The 6,548-nt window shown below is 47.4% G+C and carries 4 protein-coding genes; 3 read left to right on the top strand and 1 reads right to left on the bottom strand.

Features of this window, described 5'->3' with window-relative positions; genetic code table 11:
- The first annotated feature begins 74 nt into the window (after positions 1-74).
- The 3 genes from ftsH (at position 75) to MC7420_RS31435 (ending at position 4,806) form a co-directional block, all read left to right on the top strand.
- The gene (ftsH, locus tag MC7420_RS31445; RefSeq protein WP_390436205.1) at positions 75-1,910 is read left to right on the top strand and encodes an ATP-dependent zinc metalloprotease FtsH; all 1,836 of its coding nucleotides are present in this window, start codon (positions 75-77) and stop codon (positions 1,908-1,910) included.
- 113 nt (positions 1,911-2,023) lie between these two features.
- On the top strand, positions 2,024-3,394 hold the full coding sequence (locus MC7420_RS31440) for a DUF1800 domain-containing protein (RefSeq protein WP_006105730.1): 1,371 nt from the start codon (positions 2,024-2,026) through the stop codon (positions 3,392-3,394).
- A 323-nt stretch (positions 3,395-3,717) separates the two neighbouring features.
- Positions 3,718-4,806, top strand: a complete 1,089-nt coding sequence (locus MC7420_RS31435; RefSeq protein WP_006105756.1) for a glycosyltransferase family 4 protein — start codon at positions 3,718-3,720, stop codon at positions 4,804-4,806.
- Positions 4,807-4,850: 44 nt separating this feature from the next.
- Here MC7420_RS31435 and sat read toward each other — a convergent pair whose 3' ends face one another.
- Positions 4,851-6,023, bottom strand: a complete 1,173-nt coding sequence (gene sat, locus MC7420_RS31430; RefSeq protein WP_006105726.1) for a sulfate adenylyltransferase — start codon at positions 6,021-6,023, stop codon at positions 4,851-4,853.
- Positions 6,024-6,548: the final 525 nt, after the last annotated feature.

Genomic DNA, 6,548 nt, shown 5'->3' with positions numbered 1-6,548 from the left:
GGGTTTCGGTGGGGGAAGACCAAGTGATTTATCAGCTTAAGCCCACTCAAGATCCCCTGAAGGCGACTCAAGACTTGCTGCAAGCCACTCAAGATCCTCTCCAAGCCACTCAAGACTTGCTGGAAACGCCAGAACCGCCCCTAGACACAGAAGTAGAACCGGATCTGGACACACCCGACAATCCGTTAAATTCACCATCTGACGATCCGCTCAACCCAACCGATGAACTGCTCAACCAAGATGAGCAACAAGGACAAATCTATGCCACACTCCGGGTTTATGATCCAGACTTGGTGAACACGCTTCAGGAACAAGAGATTGAATTTTTTGCTGCGCCTCCTCCCAAAAATGGTTGGTTACTGAGTCTGTTAAGTTGGGTGGTTCCGCCGCTAATCCTCGTTGCCGCCTTTCAGTTTTTCCTGCGCCGCAATGACAGAGACGCTGAAGGTGCGCTTTCGTTTAGTAAAAGTAAGGCAAAGGTTTATGTAGAAGGAGAATCGGCTAAAATTACCTTTGCTAATGTCGCGGGGGCGGAGGAAGCCAAGACAGAATTAGTGGAAATTGTCGAATTCCTGCAAAACCCCGATCGCTTTACCGCAATTGGGGCGCGAATCCCTAAAGGGGTACTGCTGGTGGGACCTCCAGGAACGGGGAAGACACTCTTGGCAAAAGCGGTAGCTGGGGAAGCCGAGGTTCCCTTCTTTAGTATTTCTGCTTCGGAGTTTGTGGAACTATTTGTGGGAACCGGTGCGGCGCGGGTGCGGGATTTGTTTGATCAGGCAAAAAAGAAGGCACCCTGTATTATTTTTATTGATGAATTGGATGCGATCGGCAAATCTCGGAGTAGTGGGAATTTCCATAGTGGCGGAAATGATGAACGGGAACAAACGCTCAACCAGTTGCTTACAGAAATGGATGGCTTTGCGGCTGGCGATGCGACGGTGATTGTCCTCGCCGCGACAAACCGCCCCGAAAGCTTAGATCGTGCCTTGTTACGTCCAGGACGCTTTGACCGTCAGGTATTGGTTGACCGTCCTGATTTAGCTGGACGTAAAGAAATTTTAAGCATTTATGCCCAAAAAGTCAAATTAGGCGAGGATGTGGATCTGCACGCGATCGCAACTCGGACACCTGGGTTTGCTGGGGCGGATTTAGCCAATCTAGTCAATGAAGCCGCCTTATTAGCCGCCCGCAAGCGACAAGATACCATTGCTCAAGCCGACTTTGCCGAAGCCATTGAACGAGTCGTGGCGGGGTTGGAGAAGAAAAGCCGGGTTCTCAGCGATGTCGAGAAAAAGATTGTCGCTTATCACGAAGTTGGTCATGCTTTAGTGGGTGCGTTAATGCCAGGGAGTGGTAAAGTCGCGAAGATTTCCATTGTGCCACGGGGAATGTCTGCGTTGGGATATACACTGCAACTCCCCACAGAAGACCGTTTTTTGATGAATGAAGCGGAACTTCGCGGCGATATTGCCACCCTATTAGGAGGACGCGCCGCTGAAGAAATTGTCTTTGGTAATATCACCACAGGGGCGGCGAATGATTTGCAACGCGCCACAGAGTTAGCTGAACGCATGGTCACAACTTATGGCATGAGTAAAGTTTTGGGTCCTTTGGCGTATAATCAGGCTCAAGGCAATAGTTTTTTGGGCAATAGTGGCGGAAATATACGCCGGAGTATGAGTGATGAAACGGCAAAAGCGATTGATGTGGAAGTGCGAGAAATTGTGGAAAACTCTCATCAGAAAGCCTTAGCGATTCTCAATCACAATCGCGATTTACTCGAAGAAATTGCACAACAGATATTAGCAACGGAGGTGATTGAAGGGGAAAATTTGCAAAATCTGCTGCAACAAGTGCGCCCAGCGGATAATTTTGTCGCCTTGGAGAATAATCGTGTAGCTTCATAGGGGAGATGGGGGAGCAATGTAGAGACGTGCCATGGCGCGTCTGGGAGATGGGGGAGCTGGGGGAGATGAGGTAGAGATTTCCTAATCAACATAAGACATAAGACATAAGACAAATGACGAAATCTCTCCATATTCTAAATCGTCTCAGTTTTGGTGTTCGTCCCGGTGATATTGAACAAATCCAATCGATGGGGATTGAGGCTTATATTCAATCTCAACTTTCGCCAGACTCCATTCCCGAACCTCCGCAAATAACTCGCCAGCTTAATCAATGGCGTACTCTAAAACTGACTCCAGTTCAATTACTCAGACAGTATAAACCTCGCCGCCAAAAACAGCGTTCAGAGGAGGAACGTCAGCAAGCTCGCCAAAAAGCTAAACAACCCTTACAGCAAGCAATACAGGCGCGATTACTGCGTGCGATCGCCAGTCCTCGGCAATTGCAAGAAGTAATGGTAAACTTTTGGTTTAATCACTTTAATGTTTTTGCCAGAAAAGAAGATATTAAATTCTGGGTTGGTGCCTATGAACAGCAAGCCATTCGACCTTATGCCCTGGGTCGTTTTCGGGATTTGCTAGCCGCAACAGTTCATCATCCGGCAATGTTGGTTTATTTAGATAACTGGCGCAATACTGCCCCCAATAGTCCGGGTGCAAAGGGGAGATTTCGCGGTATTAATGAAAATTATGCCCGTGAATTGATGGAACTTCATACCTTGGGTGTTGATGGCGGCTATAGTCAGGATGATGTAATTGCTTTAGCTTATATGTTAACCGGATGGGGTTTGGATCTGGATGAGAATAAGGGGGATAGTAATGGCTTTTATTTCGATATAAACCGCCATGACTATAGTGATAAACTATTTCTAGGTCAACGGATTAAAGGCAGTGGCGTAGCGGAAGTGGAACAGGCGATCGATAGTTTAGCGAGTCATCCAGCGACTGCCCGTTATATTAGTTATAAACTTGCCCAATACTTTGTCGCCGATGACCCACCTTCCGGTTTAGTGAAGCGGCTGGCTAAGGAATTTTTGCAGACAGAGGGGGATATTCGCGCTGTCTTAGACACCCTTTTTCAACGTCCTGAGTTTTGGCAGGTAAATGAGTATGGTCGTAAATTTAAGACACCCTATGACTATATTATTTCGGCTGTCCGGGCGACGGGGACAAAAGAGCCAAATTTAAAGCGAATTTCGGGTACGTTAAATCAACTGAGTATGCCGCTTTATAACTGTTCCACTCCTGAGGGCTATAAAAATATTCAAGAGGCTTGGTTGAGTCCCGATACGATGCTGCGGCGGGTCAGTTTGGCAACGGCGATAGCCCAGGGACGCTTGGGTGATAATCAATCAGTGGATGCGAGTCAACTTCTGAATACATTAGGTGATAGTATTTCGGCTCAAACTAAAATGGAGATTGAGAATAGTCCCGAAAAGTTACGGGCAGCTTTAATTTTAGGAAGTCCCGATATGATGTATCGATAATGACTCAATTAAACTCGGTAACAGTCAAGGAAAGAATATGGGGAAGAAGTTACATCGAAAAAGAAAAAACAACGGCATCTAAAAAAGTATATACCAAATCTGGGTTAGCATCCCCGTTATAACCTAGTCCGCGCAGGCGCACTTTGTTTGTGTAGCAGCGATTTCAATCGCCTCCTCTTGCTAAAATTGTGGAATGGATTTGACCATTGAATCGGGCGCAAAGCTTTGCGCCCCTATGGTTTCCAGGTTAATGGTTAATTCATATTGCCAAGGGTGTGCAACACCACTACAATTGACTGGTTATTTTAATAATTTATAATTTAATGAACAAGAATTCTCTAAAATTACTACTTATTTCTAGTCCCGTGGGTCCCTTGGGTCCGGGATTGACGGGCGGTGTTGAATTAACGTTGCGTAATGTTGCTAGCGATTTAGTCAGACGCGGACATCAGGTCACCATTGTAGCAACACAAGGGTCTACGGGTTGGGGTATGCCTCTGGTGGAAATTAGCGGAACGGTGCAAACTAGCGCTCAAACACAAGCACGAGATACACCGATTATTATTCCCCCAGCTTCGGTTTTGGCGGGGTTTTGGGATTATGCACGGCAAGTGCAATTCGACTATGATTTAATTGTCAATTTTGCGTATGATTGGCTGCCCTTTTATGTAACGCCGTTTTTTTCTCGTCCTGTTGCCCATTTGGTGAGTATGGGTTCTATCTCAGAAGCGATGGATGAGATAATTGAGCAAGTGGTGATGGCGTTTCCGGGTACAGTGGCGGTTCATTCTCATGCACAGGCGGCTACGTTTACATTTGGCGATCGCTGTCGGTGTCTGGGGAATGGTATTGATTTATCATGCTATAATTTTTGTCCAGAACCTGAACCGTGGTTGGCATGGATGGGGCGAATTTCCCCAGAAAAGGGGTTAGAGGATGCAGTGGCGGCGTCTCATAAGACGGGGATTCCCCTGAAAATTATGGGAGTGCTGCAAAATCAGGACTATTGGCAACAGATTTTGCGGGATTACCCGAAAGCGCCGATTGATTATTTAGGGTTTTTCTCGACGAGTGAATTGCAGGAACACTTACGCCAATGTCGGGGATTATTAATGACGCCGCGTTGGGTAGAAGCCTTTGGCAATGTGGCAATAGAAGCCCTCGCCTGTGGCGTGCCGGTGATTGCTTACCGTCGCGGTGGACCGGCGGAAATTGTCGAGGAGGGGAAAACGGGGTTTTTGGTAGAACCGGATTCTGTGGCGGGATTGGTTGAGGCGATTAACGGATTAGATAGGATTAACCGCTATACCTGTCGTCAACAAGCCGAAGCCAAATACTCGACCCAGGCGATGTGCGATCGCGTGGAGCAGTGGTTGTACACTATTTTGATGGAATGGGAAAAGAGAACTTGACCAGTAGGGGTTTGGTAACCAAACCCCTACTCACTTGCAGGATATCAATCTTCCACCTTCATCGCCTTCGCCAATTCCGCCGCGACTAAAGGTCGAGAAAACTGCGGCGGAGGTAACTCACCTTTACGCAACAGTTCCCTTACCTTGGTTCCCGATAAGTGAATGCGTTGATCTGGAGTGCTGGGACTTGTCTTGGCTGTTGCCATTGTCTCCGTCACTTCGCAGTAAAAGGCGTGTTCAAATTTTAGCGGAATAATCCCCAATTCATCCGGCTCAAACTCTTCAAAGATATGCTGAGCATCGTAGGTACCATAATAGTCACCCACACCTGCATGATCCCGCCCCACAATAAAGTGAGTACAACCGTAATTCTTACGCACGATCGCGTGAAAAATTGCTTCCCTTGGACCCGCATAGCGCATAGCGGCTGGGTTAATCGCTAAAATTACCTGGTTTTGGGGGAAATAGTTATCCATCATAATTTCATAGCAACGCATCCGCACATCGGCGGGGATGTCATCGCTTTTGGTTGCACCAACTAAGGGATGCAGGAATAAACCATCAACAATTTCCAAGGCACACTTAATAATATATTCATGCGCCCGGTGGATTGGATTTCGGGTTTGGAAACCCACCACCGTTTTCCATCCCCGTTCTTTAAACAACGTCCGAGATTGAGCCGGATCAATTTGATACTTAGGAAACAGAGGATGGGGATACCGTTGCAATAACCAAACTGGACCGGCTAGATTCACGTCTCCTTGGTTATAAACCACCTTGACACCGGGGTGCTTCTCCTCATCGGTGCGGTAAACATTCATCGCTTCCCGCTTTTTGTCATAGCGATATTTTTGCGTGAGTTCTAAAACGCCAACAAAGCGCCCATTTTGGTCATCCAGACGCACTAAGTCGCCTTCCTTTAATGGTTCAGCAACGTCCTCATTAACGGATAGAGTAACTGGGATAGACCAAGGTAAACCATTCGCCAGACGCATATTATCCACGACTGACTCATAATCCCCTTGCTCCATAAACCCGGTCAAGGGACTAAATCCACCGATCGCGATTAAGTCTAGATCAGATGCTGCCCAGGCATCAAGTTGCACCCTGGGTAGGGAATCCGCTTTCTCTAAAAATTCAGATCGCTGTTGTTCTGAGGCAATACGATTGATAAGTTGACCCCCATGAGGGGCGATTCCATCCGAATGCTTACTCAATGTCTTTTCCTTTATTGCTTGACATCCTCCCCCGGCTAAAAGCGCGGGGGATTCCTCACCACGCCACCCCTAAAAGAATGGTCGCTGAATGGGGGTGACAGCTCTACGCACACAGCCTGAAAACAGGTCTTACACGCGCTCCCTGTCCGTTTTAAGTCTCGGAATGCCCTCCCGCGACTACACGTATCGTTTAGAGCAAAAACACAAATACTGTTTTTGTTTGCCTCCAGGTCGGATCGTCCGTTGCCCTTCAGTCTTTCCCTATTGCTGGCTCAGTCCCGGTTTCAACTCCTATCCTGTGGAGTGTATATCGCTGCAAGCTTAGGCGGGGATTTCAACCGCTTACTATGATAGCACAAAAAGCCGTCCTAGAAGGTGTTCCTGAGCCTGTCGAAGGACGGGGAGCCTGGACCTAAGTTTCCGGTCAAAATCACCAAAGAGAGTTTAAATTCAGGGTAAATCCCGGCAAATTTCGTGCCTCAAACCAGCCTACTCATGGACATATTGAACCATTGCCAAAATAGT

The sequence above is a fragment of the Coleofasciculus chthonoplastes PCC 7420 genome, assembly GCF_000155555.1.
Lineage (GTDB): Bacteria > Cyanobacteriota > Cyanobacteriia > Cyanobacteriales > Coleofasciculaceae > Coleofasciculus > Coleofasciculus chthonoplastes_A.
Note: the sequence above shows the minus strand (reverse complement) of the source record. Positions and strands in the feature narration are given on the sequence as shown.